Origin of the sequence: Streptomyces sp. MK7 (genome assembly GCF_032658145.1) — a bacterium.
GTDB lineage: Bacteria > Actinomycetota > Actinomycetes > Streptomycetales > Streptomycetaceae > Streptomyces > Streptomyces spiralis.
Genome location: NZ_JAVACL010000013.1, coordinates 158,454 through 176,011, shown reverse-complemented (window position 1 = coordinate 176,011; position 17,558 = coordinate 158,454). Strand labels below are relative to the sequence as shown.

The 17,558-nt window shown below is 73.3% G+C and carries 15 protein-coding genes; 7 read left to right on the top strand and 8 right to left on the bottom strand.

Annotated elements, in window-relative coordinates; genetic code table 11:
* Window positions 1-78: 78 nt before the first annotated feature.
* Complete coding sequence (locus tag R2S09_RS17510) at window positions 79-1,410, bottom strand: MFS transporter (protein ID WP_316741934.1); 1,332 nt, start codon at window positions 1,408-1,410, stop codon at window positions 79-81.
* Window positions 1,411-1,494: 84 nt separating this feature from the next.
* On the opposite strand from R2S09_RS17510, the gene R2S09_RS17505 reads away from it, so the two are divergent.
* Window positions 1,495-2,514: a helix-turn-helix domain-containing protein gene (locus R2S09_RS17505; RefSeq protein WP_316741933.1), complete on the top strand. Its 1,020-nt coding sequence runs from the start codon at window positions 1,495-1,497 to the stop codon at window positions 2,512-2,514.
* 441 nt (window positions 2,515-2,955) lie between these two features.
* Here R2S09_RS17505 and R2S09_RS17500 read toward each other — a convergent pair whose 3' ends face one another.
* From R2S09_RS17500 to R2S09_RS17490, 3 genes are all read right to left on the bottom strand, one after another.
* Window positions 2,956-3,522 carry an ATP-binding protein gene (locus tag R2S09_RS17500; RefSeq protein WP_316741944.1) on the bottom strand — a complete coding sequence of 189 codons (567 nt, stop codon included), beginning with the start codon at window positions 3,520-3,522 and terminating at the stop codon, window positions 2,956-2,958.
* Window positions 3,523-4,082: 560 nt separating this feature from the next.
* Window positions 4,083-4,601, bottom strand: a complete 519-nt coding sequence (locus R2S09_RS17495) for an EF-hand domain-containing protein (protein WP_306186600.1) — start codon at window positions 4,599-4,601, stop codon at window positions 4,083-4,085.
* A 113-nt stretch (window positions 4,602-4,714) separates the two neighbouring features.
* Window positions 4,715-5,083 carry an STAS domain-containing protein gene (locus R2S09_RS17490; protein ID WP_306186601.1) on the bottom strand — a complete coding sequence of 123 codons (369 nt, stop codon included), beginning with the start codon at window positions 5,081-5,083 and terminating at the stop codon, window positions 4,715-4,717.
* 433 nt (window positions 5,084-5,516) lie between these two features.
* Between R2S09_RS17490 and R2S09_RS17485 the strand changes: the two genes are divergently transcribed.
* Together R2S09_RS17485 and R2S09_RS17480 are read left to right on the top strand one after the other, a co-directional pair.
* Window positions 5,517-6,098, top strand: coding sequence for a sigma factor (locus tag R2S09_RS17485; RefSeq protein WP_306186604.1), 582 nt, complete (start codon window positions 5,517-5,519; stop codon window positions 6,096-6,098).
* Window positions 6,095-7,600 carry a zf-HC2 domain-containing protein gene (locus R2S09_RS17480; RefSeq protein ID WP_399144034.1) on the top strand — a complete coding sequence of 502 codons (1,506 nt, stop codon included), beginning with the start codon at window positions 6,095-6,097 and terminating at the stop codon, window positions 7,598-7,600. Before R2S09_RS17485 ends, R2S09_RS17480 begins: the two co-directional genes overlap by 4 nt.
* 36 nt (window positions 7,601-7,636) lie before the next feature.
* Here the strand turns inward: R2S09_RS17480 and purU are convergent, their stop codons facing one another.
* Together purU and R2S09_RS17470 are read right to left on the bottom strand one after the other, a co-directional pair.
* Entirely contained in the window at window positions 7,637-8,524 is an 888-nt protein-coding gene (purU, locus tag R2S09_RS17475) for a formyltetrahydrofolate deformylase (RefSeq protein ID WP_316741930.1), read from the bottom strand.
* A gap of 162 nt (window positions 8,525-8,686) precedes the next feature.
* Entirely contained in the window at window positions 8,687-9,187 is a 501-nt protein-coding gene (locus R2S09_RS17470; protein WP_306186610.1) for an SCO4402 family protein, read from the bottom strand.
* A 117-nt stretch (window positions 9,188-9,304) separates the two neighbouring features.
* Between R2S09_RS17470 and R2S09_RS17465 the strand changes: the two genes are divergently transcribed.
* Complete coding sequence (locus R2S09_RS17465) at window positions 9,305-10,618, top strand: ABC transporter substrate-binding protein (RefSeq protein ID WP_306186611.1); 1,314 nt, start codon at window positions 9,305-9,307, stop codon at window positions 10,616-10,618.
* A 43-nt stretch (window positions 10,619-10,661) separates the two neighbouring features.
* Here the strand turns inward: R2S09_RS17465 and R2S09_RS17460 are convergent, their stop codons facing one another.
* Together R2S09_RS17460 and R2S09_RS17455 are read right to left on the bottom strand one after the other, a co-directional pair.
* Window positions 10,662-12,401, bottom strand: coding sequence for a hypothetical protein (locus R2S09_RS17460; RefSeq protein WP_316741927.1), 1,740 nt, complete (start codon window positions 12,399-12,401; stop codon window positions 10,662-10,664).
* 156 nt (window positions 12,402-12,557) lie between these two features.
* Window positions 12,558-13,943 carry a transcriptional regulator gene (locus tag R2S09_RS17455; protein WP_306186613.1) on the bottom strand — a complete coding sequence of 462 codons (1,386 nt, stop codon included), beginning with the start codon at window positions 13,941-13,943 and terminating at the stop codon, window positions 12,558-12,560.
* Between the two features lie 376 nt (window positions 13,944-14,319).
* Here R2S09_RS17455 and R2S09_RS17450 point away from each other — a divergent pair, with 376 nt between their 5' ends.
* The 3 genes from R2S09_RS17450 to R2S09_RS17440 all read left to right on the top strand — a co-directional run bounded on the left by R2S09_RS17450 (window position 14,320) and on the right by R2S09_RS17440 (window position 17,550).
* Window positions 14,320-14,985, top strand: coding sequence for a bifunctional DNA primase/polymerase (locus R2S09_RS17450; RefSeq protein WP_316741925.1), 666 nt, complete (start codon window positions 14,320-14,322; stop codon window positions 14,983-14,985).
* 145 nt (window positions 14,986-15,130) lie between these two features.
* A complete protein-coding gene (locus R2S09_RS17445) occupies window positions 15,131-15,925 on the top strand; it encodes an ABC transporter ATP-binding protein (RefSeq protein WP_306186832.1) in 795 nt (264 codons plus the stop codon).
* Window positions 15,922-17,550, top strand: coding sequence for a transporter (locus R2S09_RS17440; protein ID WP_316741922.1), 1,629 nt, complete (start codon window positions 15,922-15,924; stop codon window positions 17,548-17,550). The genes R2S09_RS17445 and R2S09_RS17440 overlap by 4 nt, the downstream gene beginning before the upstream one ends.
* Window positions 17,551-17,558 lie beyond the last annotated feature (8 nt).

Genomic DNA, 17,558 nt, shown 5'->3' with positions numbered 1-17,558 from the left:
ACCCCAGGCCCTGTCGTCAAAGTCCCGCCCGCCCCGCGGGCGGACGGCGGGAATGTGGCGACAGGACCTAGGCCAGACCTAGGCCGTCGCCACCGTGAGTTCCCACGCGGTCGGACTCCGCCGGATGACCAGGGCCATCAGCGCCGCCGCCGCGCACAGTGCGCCGGCGGCGTACCAGACGATGTCGTACGAGCCGGTCACGTCCCGGACGACACCGCCGAGGAAGGCGACCAGGGCGGCACCGACCTGGTGGGAGGCGAGGACCCAGCCGAAGACGATCGCGCTGTCCTCGCCGTACTGCTCACGGCACAGGGCGAGCGTGGGCGGGACGGTGGCGACCCAGTCCAGCCCGTAGAAGACGATGAAGAAGATCATCGGCGGGTGCACGTTCGGTGCCAGCAGCATCGGCAGGAACAGCAGGGAGATCCCGCGCAGGGCGTAGTACACCGCCAGCAGACGGCGCGGCTCGAAGCGGTCGGTGAACCAGCCGGAGGCGATCGTGCCGGCCACGTCGAACACGCCGATGACCGCGAGCAGCGAGGCCGCCGCCGTGATGGGCATGCCGTGGTCGTGGGCGGCGGGCACGAAGTGGGTCTGGATCAGGCCGTTGGTGGAGGCGCCGCAGATCGCGAAGGTGCCGGCCAGCAGCCAGAAGGGGCCGGTACGCACCGCGGAGAGCAGGACGGTCACGGTCCGGCGCGCGGCTCCCGGCACCGGCTCGGGCTTCGGCACGAACTCCGGCGCTCCGTACGGCCGTACGCCCACGTCGGCCGGGTGGTCGCGCAGCAGCAGCCAGACGAAGGGGACGACCGCGAGGGCGGCGAGGGCGACCGTGACGGACGCCGGGCGCCAGCCGTGCTTCTCGACGATCCAGGACAGCAGGGGCAGGAAGATCAGCTGGCCGGAGGCGGAGGCCGCGGTGAGGATGCCGGTGACCAGGCCCCGCCGCTCGGTGAACCACCGGTTGGTGACCGTCGCGGCGAAGGCCAGCGCCATCGAGCCGGTGCCGAGGCCGACCAGCAGGCCCCAGCACAGCAGCAGCTGCCAGGCGGCCGTCATCCACACCGTCAGTCCCGAGCCGAGCGCGATCACCGTCAGGGCCGCCGCGACGACCCGCCGGATGCCGAAGCGGTCCATCAGCGCGGCCGCGAAGGGGGCCGTCAGCCCGTACAGCGCGAGGTTGATGGAGACCGCCGCGCCGATCGTGCCGCGCGACCAGCCGAAGTCGTGGTTCAGCGGGTCGATGAGCAGTCCGGGCAGGGAGCGGAAGGCGGCGGCGCCGATGATCGTCACGAAGGTGACGGCGGCGACGAACCAGGCGCGGTGGACGCGGTGGATGCCCTTCCTGCCGGAAGGCGTGCCCTCCGCGGCTGTGGCCGGGGCGGCGGCGGTCTCGGTTGTCTGGGTCACGTCACCAGCTTGCGGTGCCGGGTCGCGCGCATCGAGTGGCCCGAAGGACAGCATTCGCAAGGATCGGGCCACTAGGATCGGGGCATGAGTTCTGCGCAGGAGTTCCGGCCGCACCGCGTCGTCGTCCTCGCCCTGGACGGGCTGCTCCCCTTCGAGCTGGGCATCCCGCACCGGATCTTCGGACGGCCCAAGGACGACGCGGGGCGCCGTCTGTACGAGGTCGTCACCTGCTCGGTCCGGCCGCCGGGGCCGGTGCAGACGGACGCCGACTTCACGATCGAGGTCGCGCACGGGCCGGAAGCCCTGGCCACCGCCGACACCGTGATCGTCCCGGCGTCGTACGAGCTGGGACCGGTGTTCGAGGAGGGCCGGCTGACCGGCGAGCTGGCCGACGCGCTCGCCCGCATCCGGCCCGGCACGCGGCTCGCCTCGATCTGCACGGGGGTGTACGTGCTGGCCGCCGCCGGTTACCTGGACGGCCGCCCCGCCACCACCCACTGGGCCGACGCCGAGCACTTCCAGCGGCTCTTCCCGCGGATCGACGTCGACGCGGACGTGCTGTTCATCGACGACGGCGACGTGCTGACGTCGGCAGGGGTCGCGGCCGGGATCGACCTGTGCCTGCACATGGTGCGCCGCGACCACGGCACCGCGGTCGCCAACGACGTGGCCCGCCGCACCGTCGTACCGCCGCACCGCGACGGCGGGCAGGCTCAGTACATCCACCGGCCCGTTCCGGACCCGCAGCTGGCCACGACGACCGCCGCGCGCGCATGGGCGCTGGGGCGGCTGCACGAGCCGATCCAGCTGCGCGACATGGCCGAGCAGGAGGCCATGTCCGTACGGACGTTCACCCGGCGCTTCCGTGAGGAGGCCGGGGTCAGCCCGGGGCAGTGGCTCACCCAGCAGCGCGTCGAACGGGCCCGCCATCTGCTGGAGTCCACGGACCTGTCGGTCGACCAGGTGGCGCGGGATGCGGGGTTCGGTACGGCGTCGTCGATGCGGCAGCATCTCCAGGCGGCGCTCGGGGTGACGCCGACGGCGTACCGGCGCACGTTCCGCACCACGACGGCCGCCGCGTCCAGACCCTCGTCCGGCGCGTGAACGTTGTCCACAGCCTGTGGACGACGTGACGCGGAGTCCCGTCCCTCCGGCCACGGTGAGTCCGGGTGACGGCGCGCCCATGCCCGCCCCGAGCACGGCACCGCGCGCCGCCATCCGGCTCCGGCGCTCCGGTCCCACCCCCCTCGGCCCTGAAGGGACCGGCCGACGCCGACCTGACGACTCACACTCGTCGAGGGCTTCCGGCAGCCGGGCCCTCGTCGTCCCCTCACGGCGAATCGCTGCCACAAGCGTGATCAAACGGACACGAACCGTCAACAGGTGTTCAGCGATTTACCCGTTATGCCGGGCTCACGGCGGCCGCGCACGGAAGCACCCCCGGCGCACACCCACCCCGCCGTCCGGCCCCGGGGAGCACCGGGCGTCACACCCCTCGCACGCCGGCCCGGCGAGCTACACCGCCTCGTACGCCGGCCCGGCGAGCTACACCGCCTCGTACGCCGGCGCGTCGAACGCGAGGCCGGTGCGGGCAGGTTGCTCGTAGGCGGTGGCGCGTGCCGGGGTCGTGCACGCCGGTGCCGCGCATGGCGCTTCCCCACTGGCGGCAGTCGCCGGTGTCCGGGTGCCGCAGGTCGCCGGGGTCGCCGCGAGAGGTGGCGGCGGTGCACAACGGTCCAGTTCGCACCAGATGCGCTTGCCCTCGCCTTCGGCGCTCCAGCCCCAGCGGTCCGCGAGGCCGTCGACGAGGGCGAGGCCGCGGCCGTTGGTGGCGTCGTCGCCCGCGCAGCGCGGCACCGGAGCCCGGGTGCTGGCGTCCGCCACCTCCAGACGCACGGTGGCCGCGTCCGCCGCCGCGCCGGGCAGGGACAGTCTGAGCACGGCCGGAGAGCCGGTGTGCAGCACGGCGTTGGTGACGAGCTCGGAGACGAGCAGGACCAGCGTCTCGGCGAGCGGCTCGTCGGACGCTATCCCCGACCCGGCGAGCCGCGAGCGGGCCCACTTGCGGGCTCGCCCCACTTCCGCGGGGTCGGGCCGGATCTCCAGCTGCACTTGAAGCACCTGCACCGCTCACACCATCCGAACCGGCGGACACATAGCCTCGCGCCACACGAGGGCCACGATCGTAGCCATTTTCTGCATGGCCAGAACAACGGCCAGAGCAAGGGTCACGGACCGTGACTCCCTTGCCAGACAGCATGGTTGACGTACCGTCACCGCAACAAGCGCTTCGGGCATATTCCCGCGCGAAGGAGTACCCGTGCGGCATACTGTGCGACGCTCGCCACGGGGAACCGAACAGATGGGCGACGAAGGCCGCCCGACCTCGCGAGCCGCGGCGCGCACCGCCGGATCCGGAGCTGCCCCAGGGGCAGCACCGGGACGGCCGGCGCTCCGAACCTCTCGCATCTCCCACAAGGTACCGGAGCGGGGCGGCGACTCCGGGACGTGACGAGCCCGGTCGGCGAAACGACCCGGCAACTACGCTCCGCGACCCCCGATTGCCACGATCATCGACACCCGCATCCGGCTCGGGCCGCGGGGCGTCCGGAGGCAGTCACGGGCGCCGGGGTCCCGCCCGGTCCGTCAGCGGCGTTCCGGGACGGTGAGGCTCAGAGCTGTTCCGGGACGGTGAAGTAGCGGGCGAAGGCGGGGACGACGTCCTGTTCGCCCACCCTGCCGTCGGAGTCGGTGTCGAGCGCGGCGGCGGTGGCACCCGCGATGTCCTCCGCCACGCCGAGCACCTTGAGCATGCGCACGGTGTCGGCGACGGTGGCGGCCCCGTCGTCGTCGGTGTCCGCGACGGCCAGGGCGGCGTGCAGGAACGGGCGGGCGATCTCGGCGAACCGGTCGGGGTTGTCGCGCAGCCGCTTGACCGCGCCGGTCACGAACTCCTCACGCGTGATGCGCTGGTCGCCGTCGCGGTCGGCGATCCCGGCCATGCCCTGCCAGAACGCCTCCGCACCGGCGTACAGGGCCTGTCCCTTGTCCGAGCGGGCGGTGGTGCCGAACTCGGTGAGCAGCGACTTGGCCGCCGCGCTGAAGTCCTCGCGGTCGATCCAGCCGTTGCCGTCCTGGTCGAAGACGGCGAACCGGGCCGCGATCCTGCGCTCGTACTCGCTGCTGACCATCTCTTCTCCGGCTGCCTCACGTGTGGGTTCCGTCTGGCAGGGAGCGTACGACGCCGGAGGTGTCCGCAGGCGGGAAACGCACGGTTGTGCCGCCTACGGGTACTCGCGCACCGTCACGCGGACAGGGGCTCCTCGTCCACCGCCGCCGCGAGGTCCGGGTAGACGTCGAACAGGCGGCGCACACCGAGCGCGCCGAGGACCCGGTTGACGTGGGAGCCCTCGACGGCGCCGCCGGCCGGGAGGATCAGGCGCAGCCGGCCCTGGCAGGAGCGGATCAGACGGCGGGCCGCGATGAGGACGCCGACACCGCTGGAGTCGCAGAAGAAGACGTCCGAGAGGTCCAGTACGAGATCGTGCCGGCCCTCGGCCACCACGTCGTGGATCCGTTGGCGCAGCACCGGCGAGGTCACCAGATCCAGTTCACCCGCGACCCGGAGCACGCTCCACTCGCCCTGCCCGTCACTGGTCACCTTGAACGCCACGGCTGCCCTCCGCTCGCCGGAATTCCCCGGAACCGCCCGGAAACGGAAGCAGTTCCTACACTTCTGTCCGCGCGGCTGCCCAGCGGCCGTTCCCCCAAACGCCGGACGACAAACCGACGCCGTTCCTCAAGGGACTTGTTTCAGTCATATTCAATCGTGTTCGATCAGACTTGATCCGACGGCACGGGGTAGGCCGACTCGTGCGGCCCCCACCACCGGCCCCACCCAGCGGCCTTCACCACTGCCTTTACCACCTGCCGACGCCCGGGGGCGCGCAATGCAACAAAGGGGCGTGCGCCGCAGGACGTGCCGACTACATTCGATGTGACCAGACAGACAGGCTGGACCGGGACGGACCGGGACAGAAGCAAGGCAACAGGACCACAAGCAGCAAGGGCAGCAGGACAGCAAGGCCGGGCGTGAAGGGGGACGCATGGCGGACAAGGACGCACCGCTCCGCTGGGACCGCGGAATGCAACAGCGGCTCGTACGCGGAGAGGCGGCCGCGCTGGGTGAGCTCTACGACAGGTTCGGCTCGCTCGTGCACGGCCTCGCGCATCGCGTACTCGGCGACGAGAAGGCCGCCGACAGCATCACCGGCGAGGTCTTCACCCACGTCTGGCGGCACCCCGACGCCTACGACCCCCGCCAGGGCCCCCTGCGTTCCTGGGTGGCCGCGCTCACCCACCGCCTCGCCGTGCAGCGGCTGCGCACCATCGAGACCGCCGCCCTGGTCCGCGGCGGCGGGGGCTCCCCCGAGGAGTTGGAGGGCAAGGTGCGCCGCGCCTCGGCCGCCGCCCGCGCCGACTACATCGTCCACTCCATGCCGGCCCCGCTGCGTGCCGCCCTGGAACTGGCCTACTTCCAGCGCCAGGACTACCGCCGGACCGCCGTCCACCTCGGCGTCACCGAGGACGAGGCCCGCCGCCGGCTCCGCCTCGGCCTCCAGCTTCTGTCCACGGCGCACGACGCCGCGGTCCTCGGCACGCCGCCCGGACACGGGGGTGCGGCATGAGCGGAGCGGGACCGTACGAAGAGGGCGACAGGCACTTCGAGGAAGGCGACGGGCACTTCGAGGAAGGCGGCCGACGCGAGGAGCAGGGCGCCGGAGGCGGCGGGAAGAGCGGGGGCGAGGAGCGCGGCGACTCCGGACGGTCGCCGCGCATACCCATGCCTCGCGTCTCCGTCGAGGACAGCGGGCTGCCGCTCCCCATACCGGATGAACCGGACATATTCCCAACAATCACTCAACTAACAGCGCCCACGGACCCCTCGGCGTCCCCGGAGCCGAAGGGCCGGACCGTGCTGGAGCATCACGTCCTGAAGTCACTCCTCGGGGCATGGGCGCTGGCCGCCTGTTCGGGGGAGGAGACCGCGGCCGTGGAGGAACACCTCGGCGGGTGCGGCGACTGCGCGGAGGAGGCGCTGCGGCTGCGGGACGCGGTCGGCCTGCTGCACCGGCCCGACAGCCTCGACCTCGACCCGGGTCTGCGCACCCGCGTCCTGGCGAGTTGCCTGGAGCACCGGCCGCCGCGCTTCCCGGTGCCCGACTGGGCGGCGCCCTACGACGCGGAGACCGCGCGTCTGGACGCACTGCTGCAGGACATCGGTGACTCCGAGTGGGACGCGCCGGTACGGCTGCGCTGGTTCGACGGCGAGGAGACGGCGAGCCGCCGCACCACCGTCGCCGGGGTGATCGCGCATCTGACGAGCGTCGACGGGCTGGTCGCGGTCGCCCTCGGCCTCGACGACCCGCTGAGGGACGCGGCCGACGGTCCCGGCGGCGGTGCCGGGCCGACGCCCGAGGCGCGCACCGAGGCGTACTGGAGGTCCGCGCACCTTCCCCCGGCCGGCTCCGTACGGGTGCCGTGGCGGGAGCAGACGCACACGCTCGTACGGACGGTGTCCGTCGCCGGTGGCGTCGGCGGGGCGAGCGGGACCGACACCGGCGGGACAGGCACCCGCGGGACCGACGCCGACGAGGCCGGCACCGGCGGGGCCGAGGGCATCCCCGAGGCGCCCCCGGCCGTGTCCTACGGCGACTTCGAACTGCCGCTGCGGGACGCGCTGCTGGACCGGGCCTTCGAGTGCTGGGTCCACGCGGAGGACATCGCCGAGGCGGTCGACTACCCCTACGAGCCGCCCGCTCCGCGCCATCTGCGCGGAATGATCGACCTCGCCGCCCGGATGCTGCCGGGCATGCTGGCCGCACGGCGCCGGGCCGGCCTCGCCTCCCCCGCCCGCACCCGGCATCTCGTGGCCGCCGGACGGCCCGGGCGCAGCCTGCGGCTGGAGATCGAGGGGCTGGCCGGCGGCGAGTGGCTGATCCCGCTCGACTCGCCGGGAGCGGTGGGCTCCGCCGGGCACGAGGTGGCCCATGTCGCGCTGGACGGGGTGGAGTTCTGCCGGCTCGCGGCGGGCCACATCGCCCCGCGCGAGGCCGCGGTGGGTCAGGTCGGCGACCGGGAGGCCATCAGGGACGTGCTGTACGCGGCGGCGTCGCTGAGCCGGCTGTGAGGCACCCCCGTCGCCGGGGGCACCGGGCGGGTGTCCCTACGCGAACACCACCGTGCGGCGGCCGTTGAGCAGGATGCGGCGCTCCGCGTGCCACTTCACCGCGCGGGCCAGCGCCTGGCACTCCACGTCCCGGCCGACCGCGACCAGCTGGTCCGGGGTCACGTCGTGGCCGACCCGCTCGACCTCCTGCTCGATGATCGGGCCCTCGTCGAGGTCCGCGGTCACGTAGTGGGCGGTCGCGCCGATCAGCTTCACTCCCCGGGCGTGCGCCTGGTGGTACGGCTTGGCGCCCTTGAAGCTCGGCAGGAAGGAGTGGTGGATGTTGATGATCCGGCCGCTGAGCTGCTTGCACAGGTCGTCCGAGAGGACCTGCATGTAGCGGGCGAGGACGACCAGCTCGACGTTCTCCTCGCGCACGAGCTCCAGCAGCCGCGCCTCGGCCTCCGCCTTGGTGTCCCGGGTCACCGGGATGTGGTGGAAGGGAATGTCGTACGACCCCACCAGCTCGGCGAAGTCGGTGTGGTTGGACACTACCGCCGCGATCTCCACCGGCAGCGCGCCGATCCGGGCGCGGAAGAGCAGGTCGTTCAGGCAGTGCCCGAACTTGCTGACCATCAGCACGACCCGCATCTTCTCGTCGGCCCGGTTGATCTGCCAGTCCATGGCGAAGGAGTCGCCGATCGCCGCGAAGCTGGCGCGCAGCTTGTCCACGGTCACGGGGGCCTCGGCGGAGAAGTGGACCCGCATGAAGAACAGTCCCGTGTCCTGGTCGCCGAACTGCTGGCTGTCCACGATGTTGCAGCCGGTCATGAACAGGTAGCTCGACACGGCGTGCACGATGCCCTGCTTGTCCGGGCAGAAAAGAGTCAGGACGTACTGGTCGGCCGGCTGGGCCGCCGCGGCTCGGGGGGACTGCGCACTCATGCACCAAAGGGTCCCACACGCCCCGCCCGCCGTGGGCGGCCGTCCCGCAGGACGGGACGGCGGCCGCCCCCTGTGCGGCACGGGTCGCGGACCCGCCGCGGGTCAGGCGGCGCGGGCGAGGCTCACGCGGCGCGGGTGAGGCTCACGCGGCGCGGGTGAGGCTCACGCGGCGCGGGTGAGGATGCGCAGCACCTCGAGGCTGCGCGGCGGGGCGTCGGGGTCCTCGCCGTCGCTCACCGCCATCCGCATATGCGCGTCCCGCGCCGCCCGGACCGCCTCCGGCCAGCCGTGGTGCTCGAGGTAGGCGGCCACCGGTGCGTCCGGGCCGACCTCGTGCATGATCCGCAGCACCCGCAGCACGGACGTGTCGACGAGGGCCGCCTCCTGGGAGTCCCGGAAGATCGTGCCGACGTACTTCTCGGCGGACCAGTTGTCGAGCCAGGTGTCCTCGACCAGGCGGTAGACGGCGTCGGTGACGTCGCCGTAACCTTCAACTCCGGCCAGCCAGACGTCGCGCTGGAACACCGGGTCGGAGAGCATGTGCAGCGCGGAGCGCACATTGCTGCGCCAGCGCCACCACGGCATGTCGTTGAGTGGCATGCCGCCCATGGTGGACGAGCGACGGCCGCGACGGGAAGAGTTCTCCGAACCTTGCACGGTCATCGATCGTACGTTCTCCCTCCCGGCACGCTCACCGGCCCCTGCAATTCACCTGCGTGTCACCCGCTGTTGAACATGGGTCACTCCACGGTTAGGGATGTGCGGGAATCGTGCGTGTGCATGACCGGCAGGCGACGTACGCGCAGCACGAACCTCCCCGCCCCGACCCGCCCCGCCGGAAGGCGCAGAGCCCTTCTGTCCGCGGGCGCACTTGCGGCGTGCGCGTCGCTCGCCGCGGGCTGCGGTGTCGTGCCCGGTGCCACGGGGGGCTCCGGGGACGACACCGTCACCGTGATGACCTGGGCCCCGGACGGGACCAAGGCGACCAACAAGCCCGGCATGCCCGCCATGGCCCGGGCCTACGCCCGCTGGGTCAACGCCCACGGCGGCATCGCGGGTCACAAGCTGAAGGTCCTCACCTGCAACGACGGCAACGACAGCGTGCAGGCCGGCAAGTGCGCCCGGCGCGCCGTCCAGGAGAACGTGGTCGCCGTCGTCGGCTCCTACAGCCAGTTCAGCGACTCCTTCTTTCCTCCGCTGGAGGGCGCGGGCATCCCGTACATCGGCGGCTACGGCGTGACCAGCACCGAGTTCACCAGAGCGCTGTCCTACCCCGTCAACGGCGGGCAGCCCACCCTGCTGGTCGGCCTGGGCCGGGAGCTGGCCGCCGACTGCGGCCCCGTCACGCTCGTCCGCCCCGACAGCATCGCGGGCGACGAACTGCCCGACCTGCTCGACGCCGGCCTCAAGGCCGGCGGGCACGCCCCCGCCCACGACCAGATGGCCCCCGAGGACGCCACCGAGTACTCCGCCGAGGCGGACCGGGCGCTGCGGCAGGCGACCGCCGACCGGGGCAGGAAGGGCTGCGTGATACCGGCCCTGGGCGAGCGCACCAACATCTTCATGGACTCCTTCCGCCGCGGCCGGGAGAACTATCCGGCGGTGCGCACCGACGCCGTGCTCGGCAGCGTCGACCAGACGGTGATCGACGCCAGCGGCGGGCCGTCGGGGCCGTACGAGGGGTCGTACGTCACCGGCTGGTACCCGGTCGCGGGCGACCCGCGCTGGGCCCCGATGAAGAAGGTGATCAACGAGGAGGCCTTCGGCGACAACCGGGTCGACCCCGCGGACGCCGGGGTGCAGACCACCTGGATCGCCTACACCGTGCTCCGGGCCGTCCTGGAGAAGATCGGCTCCGGCGAGGTGAGCGCCGACACCGTACGGCGCACCCTCGACGACGGGCTGCGGGTCGACACCGGCGGGCTGACCCCGCCGCTGCGCTGGGAGCTGTCGGGGCCGTTCTCCGGCGCCGGCTTCGCCCGCCTGGTCAACGCCGCCGTCACCCTCCAGGTGGTGCGCCAGGGGCGCCTCGTGTCGGCCACGAAGGGGTTCGTCGACGTGACGAAGACGCTCCAGGACGCGGACGTGGAGTGATCCGCTGCCCGGCGCCGCCGTTGGGAGCCGGGCAGCGGGGCGCTCAGAGCTGGGTCGGCTGGCGCTGGGTGAGGCCGTACTTCTTCGCGATCACGTTCCACAGCCGCGCGGCCTTGACCTTCTGGGCGCTGGCGACACCGCTCTGGCGGTTGCCCTGCTGGGCCTCGGCGGTGGTGCGGGCGTGGCCCTTCTTGCAGCCCTTCTCGTCCTTGACCTGGTCCGCCCAGGCCGCGTAGTGCTGGTCGGCCGCCGCGGAGGCCTTCCAGGCGCTGGTGAGCGCGCTGGTGAGTTCGGCGTTGCCGGGGAGCTTGTCGACGGAGAGCCGGCCCAGCCGGGTCACCAGGCCGTTGCGCTGCTTGGCGGCGTCACGCAGATCGGTGGCCGCCTTGTCCAGGTTGTCGCACTTGCGGACGTTCGCGACCGCGTTGATCACGGAGGTGCGGCTGCTGCCGCTGTCGGCCAGCAGCTTGTCCAGCTCGACCGCCTGCGCGCGGGCCGGGTCGGCGGACGGCGAGGCGGAGGAGTCGGTGGCGGGAGCCGTGGCGGAGACGTTCGTGTTCTTGTCGGTGCTGTCGCCGCCACCGCCGCTGAGCATGGCGCCCGCGCCGACGCCGAGCACGACGATCCCGATGCCGACGGCCGCGATCAGCGGCACGCGCGAGCCGGTCCGTCCGCCCCCGCGGCCAGGGCCGCCGTCACCGGTGCCGGCCTGCCCCACGAACGAGGACGGGCCGCCCGGACCGGGGGCGCCCGGACCGGGGGCGCCCGCCCGGCCGGGCGGAACGTCGTGGGACTGGAAGCGGGGCAGCTGCTGGGTGGCCGGCGCGCCGCCTCCGGCGTCGCTGCGGAACAGGTTGTCGAACTCGGCGGGCGTCTGCCGCCCGCCGGCCGCGCCCGGCCCGCCGCCGTACGGGGCGGCCGGTGCGCCGGCCGCCTGGGCGTCCACGGGTGCGATGAACTGGGTGGCCTGGGCGTCCGGGTCGCCGCCCGGCAGCGGGCCCGCGCCCCCCTGCGGTACGCGACCCAGGAACCGGGTCGAGGGGTCGCCGCCGGGCGCCTCGGGCGGCATCGCCCCCGGCGCCACCGGCGGCAGGTACTGCGTCGCGCCCTCGTCCGCCGGTGCGGCGGCCACGGGCGGCAGGTACTGCGTAGCCCCCTCGTTCACGGGAGCCGCACCGACCGGCGGCAGGTACTGAGTGGCACCCTCGTCGCCGCCGGGCGCGCCGTGCGCCTGAGCGCCGTAGGTGGCGCCACCCGGTGCGGGGGCGCCGTGTCCGCCGCTCGTGTACGGGCTCGGCGGGGCGGCCTGGGGGGCGTACGGGTCCGTGGCCGGAGGCAGCGGGGCGCCGGCCTGGGCGGCGTAGGCCGGGGCGCCCTCGGGGTGCGGCGGGCCTGCGGCCTGGCCGTGGGCGCCCCACGGGGCCTGCGGGTTCCGCGGGTACGCCTCCGGGGAGCCCGAGCCCCAGGACGGGGCGGACTGGGAGCTCTGGAAGGGCTGGGCGGACTGGTCGTGCGGAGACGGCCAGTCCTGTCCGGGCTGCGGCGCCGCCGGCTGCCCGCCGTCGGGACCCCACGGCTGGCCCCAGGCCTGACCGCCGGACGGGGCCGCGGCCCGACCGGCCGGCTGGGCGGGCGGCAGGCCGCCGGGCCCACCCGCGCCGACCGGGCCGCCCGCACCGCCCGTCATGCCCGGCAGCAGGGGCTGCCCACCGTCGGAGGGCAGCACGATGCCTTCGCGCGCGGGCCGCGCCGAGGGCTCCTCGCCCTGTCCACTCTGCGTCACCGGGACTCCTACGATTGGGGGACCTTCGGAATCGTCGGCTCACGCTACCGGGTCCCCTGAGCCCGGTGCCACGCAGCACCGGCGCGCACTCCTTCCCTGTGACGGCAGTAACAAAAGCTGGGCGTACGGCGCTGTATGCGACCCGCGCACCCGCGTTCAGGCCGCCGCCCGCACCTCCAGCCGCGCCCCGAACTCCCTTACCACCGACTCCTCCCGGTACGGGTCGAGACGCTGCTGGAAGTCCTCCAGGTACTCCACGCCCCGGTCGGACCGCAGGGTCTGAAGCAGTTCCACGGCCTTCAGGCCGGTGCTGCACGCCTGTTCGACCTCCCGTTGCTGCACCTGCGCCGTGGCGAGCAGCACGTAGCCGATCGCCCGGCGCCGGGTCCGCGAGGCGGGATGCCCGGCCAGCGACGTCTCCGCCTGCCGTGCCGCCGCCTCCGGCCGGCCCAGGTCCCGGTAGCAGTGCGCCAACTCGTCGGCGAGATAGGCCTCGTCGAAGTGCGCGATCCACACCGGGTCGTCCCCGCGGTCCGTCCCGGCGGACTCCAGCGCGCTCACCGCCCGGCCCGCGGACAGCTCGGCCGCCCGCACATCGCCCATCAGCGCGTGCCCGCGCGCCTCCGCCGCGTGGAACATCGCCTCCGCGCGCGGTGTCACGCGACCCCGCGCTCCCTCCTGCGCCGCCCGCGCCAACTGCGCGATCTCACGCGGGTTTCCGAGCTGTGCGGCCAGGTGGCTCATGGAGGCGGCGAGCACATAGCCGCCGTAACCGCGGTCCCCGGCCGCCTGGGCGAGCCGCAGCGCCTGGATGTAGTACCGCTGGGCCAGGCCGGGTTGACCGGTGTCCACGGCCATGTAGCCGGCGAGTTCCGTCAACCGCGACACGGCGGCGAACAGATCGCGGCCCACCGCCTCCCGGTACGACCCCGCCAGCAGCCCCGAGACCACGCTGTTGAGGTAGTGCACCACCACCGGGCGCACATGCCCGCTGCCGTAGGTGTGGTCCAGGTCGACCAGGGCCTGCGTCATGGCCCGCACGGCCGCCACGTCGGACTGGCCCACCCGGGGCCCGGCCGAGCGCGCGACCTGCCCGTCCGGTGCGGTGATCAGCCAGTCGCGGCTCGGCTCGACCAGCGCGGAGGCGGCGACGGAGGAGCCGGACAGGAAGTCCCGCCGGCCCACGTCGCTGCGCCACAGCTCGCAGACCTGCTCGATGGCCCCCAGTACCGTCGGCGAGAACTGGAGACCCACTCCCGAGGCGAGGTTCTTGCCGTCGGCCATGCCGATCTCGTCGATCGTGACCGTACGGCCGAGCTTGCGGCCCAGCGCCTCCGCGATGATCGCCGGGGCCCGCCCGCGTGGCTGCTGTCCGCGCAGCCAGCGCGCCACGGACGTCTTGTCGTAGCGAAGGTCGAGGCCGTGCTCGGCGCCGCACATGTTGACCCGGCGGGCCAGTCCGGCGTTCGAGCAGCCCGCTTCCTGGATGAGCGCCTGCAGCCGTTCGTTCGGCTGCCGCGCGACGAGAGGCCTTGCGGCCATGGCGTTAACCCCCTGCCTTCGTGGCGGCTCGCCCCTTCGGCTCACTCGCCGTGTGGCTCCGGTGCCCTGCCCGTGCACCGACGTTGACGTGTTCCGCACGGCCGGACCCGTCCGCGTCCCGGCGGAGGGTCCGGCCGTGAAGATCAATGCCCCACCGGGATAACGAAAATGCGGGACATGCGAAGATTGCCGGGGTAAAGGCGGATACCCCCGCACAGAGGATTACCCAGCGCCTGCCGACGATCCTCCCGCGCGCCCCCACACATGCATCCATGCGCCCCGGGCGCGGAATCGATGCTCCCCTCCCGCGCGGAACCCTGCCGGGAGACTCCCGCACCACCCGTAACTCCAGGTGGGCGCGGGAGTTGAGTGGGGCGTGGAAGAGACGATCCCGGGCACGCACGCCGCACAGATTGCCGGTCAGATCCCCAAGCAGCGCGGGGACTCGCTGCTGGAGACCGCCGTTCGCTATGCCGAGGAGCGCCACTGGGACGTGTTCCCCGGCACCTGGCTGGAGGCCGTGGACGGGGTGCAGCGCTGTTCCTGCGGCGACCCGGCGTGCGCCGCGCCCGGCGCGCACCCGGCGCGCGAGGACTGGGCGACCCAGGCGACCGGCAGCGCCACCGTGGCCCGCCGGATGTGGCAGAAGCGGCCGACCGCCTCGATCCTGCTCCCCACGGGCCGTACGTTCGAAGCGATCTGCGTCCCGGAGACGGCCGGGTTCCTCGCGCTGGCCCGTATGGAGCGGATGGAGCTGACCCTCGGGCCGGTGACACTGACCCCGGAGCGGCGGATGCAGTTCTTCGTGCTGCCGGGGGCCTGCGCGAAGCTGCCGGACCTGCTGCGCAAACTGGGCTGGACGCCGGGGGCCCTGGACCTGATCGCGCTGGGCGAGGGCGCGTACGTGGCCGCTCCGCCCACGCGGTACGGGTCGCGGGGTGCCGTGCAGTGGGCCTGCCGGCCGACCTTGGCGAACCGGTGGCTGCCGGACGCGGAGGAGCTGATCTCGGCGCTGGCCTACGCGTGCGGCAGGGACCGGTAGGGCGCCGGCGGTGGGGACGGGACGGTGGACACGCTGATGGCGATGGGCACATTGGTGGAGATGGGCACGCTGATGGCGGTGGACGCGCCGAGGGCCGTGGCGCACCGTAGGCCGTAGCCGCACCGGGCTCCCTCGTAGGGTTCACCTGACGGAGGGAGCAGCAGTGGTGAGTAACAGTGCCGTACGTGTCCAAGGGCTCTGGAAGCGGTTCGGGCAGCAGGTCGCCGTCGCCGGGATCGATCTGGAGCTGCCCGCCGGGAAGTTCATCGGCCTGGTGGGGCCCAACGGGGCCGGCAAGACCACCACGCTGTCCATGGTGACCGGGCTGCTGCGGCCCGATCAGGGAACCGTCGAGGTCGTCGGGCACGACGTGTGGCGGGACCCGGTGGCGGTGAAGGCGCGGATCGGGGTGCTGCCCGAGGGACTCCGGCTCTTCGAGCGGCTGTCGGGCCGGGAACTGCTGTCGTACTCCGGGCGGCTGCGCGGACTGCCCGGGGCCGAGGTGGACCGCCGGGCCACCCAACTGCTCGACGTGCTCGACCTGTCCGGCGCCCAGCACAAACTCGTCGTCGACTACTCGACCGGCATGCGCAAGAAGACCGGGCTCGCCTGCGCGCTCCTCCACAACCCCGAAGTCCTCTTCCTCGACGAGCCGTTCGAGGGCGTCGACCCGGTGTCCGCGCAGACCATCCGGGGCGTCCTGGAGCGGTACACCGCCTCCGGCGCGACCGTCGTGTTCTCCTCGCACGTCATGGAGCTGGTCGAGTCCCTGTGCGACTGGGTGGCCGTCATGGCCGCGGGCCGCATCCGCGCCCACGGCCCCCTCGCCGAGGTGCGCGGCCAGGCCCCCAGCCTTCAGCAGGCGTTCCTCGAACTCGTCGGCGCGCAGGGCCGACAAGCCGGTTCCGACCTCGACTGGCTGGGCGGAGGCACCCGATGAGCACCGCCGCGAACACCGCCCCGCCGAGCGCCGCCGACGGCTCGATCACCCCCGTCGTCGTCCGGCTGAAGCTGTCGCTGCTGCGCGGCGGGCTGCGGCGGTCCGGCGGCCGGCGCGCCGCGTACATCGCGTCGGCCGTCGTCGCGCTGCTGTTCGCCGTGTCCCAGCTGCTCGGCATGATCCTGCTGCGCGGGCACGCGCACATCGCCTCCGTGGCCGTGCTGGGCACGGCCGTACTGGCCCTGGGGTGGGCGGTGATGCCGCTGTTCTTCCCCAGTGGCGACGAGACCCTGGACCCCACCCGTCTGGTGATGCTGCCGCTGCGCCCGCAGCCGCTCGTCCGGGCGCTGCTGGCGGCCTCCCTGGTCGGCATCGGGCCGCTGTTCACGGTGCTGCTGCTGGCGGGCTGCGTGGTGGCGGTGGCGCGCGGGGCGGCGGCGTACGCCGTCGCGGTCGTCGCCCTGCTGCTCGCCCTGTTGGTGTGCGTGGCCCTCGCCCGCGCCGTGGCCGCCGCCAACACCCGGCTGCTGACCAGCCGCAAGGGCCGGGATCTCGCGGTGCTCAGCGGACTGGTCATCGCCATCGGCGCGCAGCTGGTCAACTTCGGCATGCAGCGCCTGGGTTCGTCGGGGCTCGGCCGGCTCGACCCGGTGGCGGACGTGGTCCGCTGGGTGCCGCCCGCGTCGGCGGTGGGCGCGGTGGACTCGGTGAGCGACGGCTCGTACGGCGTCGCGGCGGCCCAGCTCGCACTGACCGCGGCCGCCCTCGCCGCCCTCCTGACGGTGTGGGCACGCACCCTGACCCGCCTGATGACCTCCCCCGACGCCTCCACGCTCCAGCCCGCCGACACCGCAGCCCGCGACCGGTCCCGCACCGGTGGACTGACCCGGCTGCTGCCCTCCGGCCGCACCGGCACCGTCATGGAGCGCAGCCTGCGCTACGTCTGGCGCGACCCGAAGACCAAGGCGGCCTGGGTGACCTCGCTGGCCATCGGCCTGATCGTGCCGGTGTTCAACGCCCTCCAGGGCACCGGGTCGCTCTACTTCGCCTGCTTCGCCGCCGGGATGCTCGGCATCCAGATGTACAACCAGTTCGGGCAGGACACCTCCGCGTTCTGGATGGTCGCGCTGACGATCTCCACGCCGCGCGACGCCTATCTCGAACTGCGCGGACGGGCGCTGGCCCTGCTGGTGGTGACCCTCCCCTACGCCACCCTGGTCACCGTGGTGACGACGGCACTGCTCGGCGACTGGCCACGGCTGCCCGAGGTGCTCGGCCTGTCCTTCTCCCTGCTCGGTGCGATGCTGGCGACCGGCGCGTGGACCTCGGCGCGCTTCCCGTACTCCATCCCCCAGGAGGGGCACAAGAACGTGGCCCCCGGCCAGGCGGGCCTCGCCTGGATCGCCATCGCCGGCGGCATGGTCTCGGCGGCCCTGCTGTCCTCCCCCGTCATCGCCCTGGCCATCTGGGCGAACGTCAGCGCGACCGGCGACACCTGGAGCTGGCTCCTGCTCCCGGCGGGCGCGGCGTACGGCGCCGCGATCACCTTCGCGGGCCTACGGCTCGCGGCCCCCCGCACGGCGGCCCGGCTACCGGAGATCCTGACCTCGGTGAGCAAGGAGTGAGCCGGGCA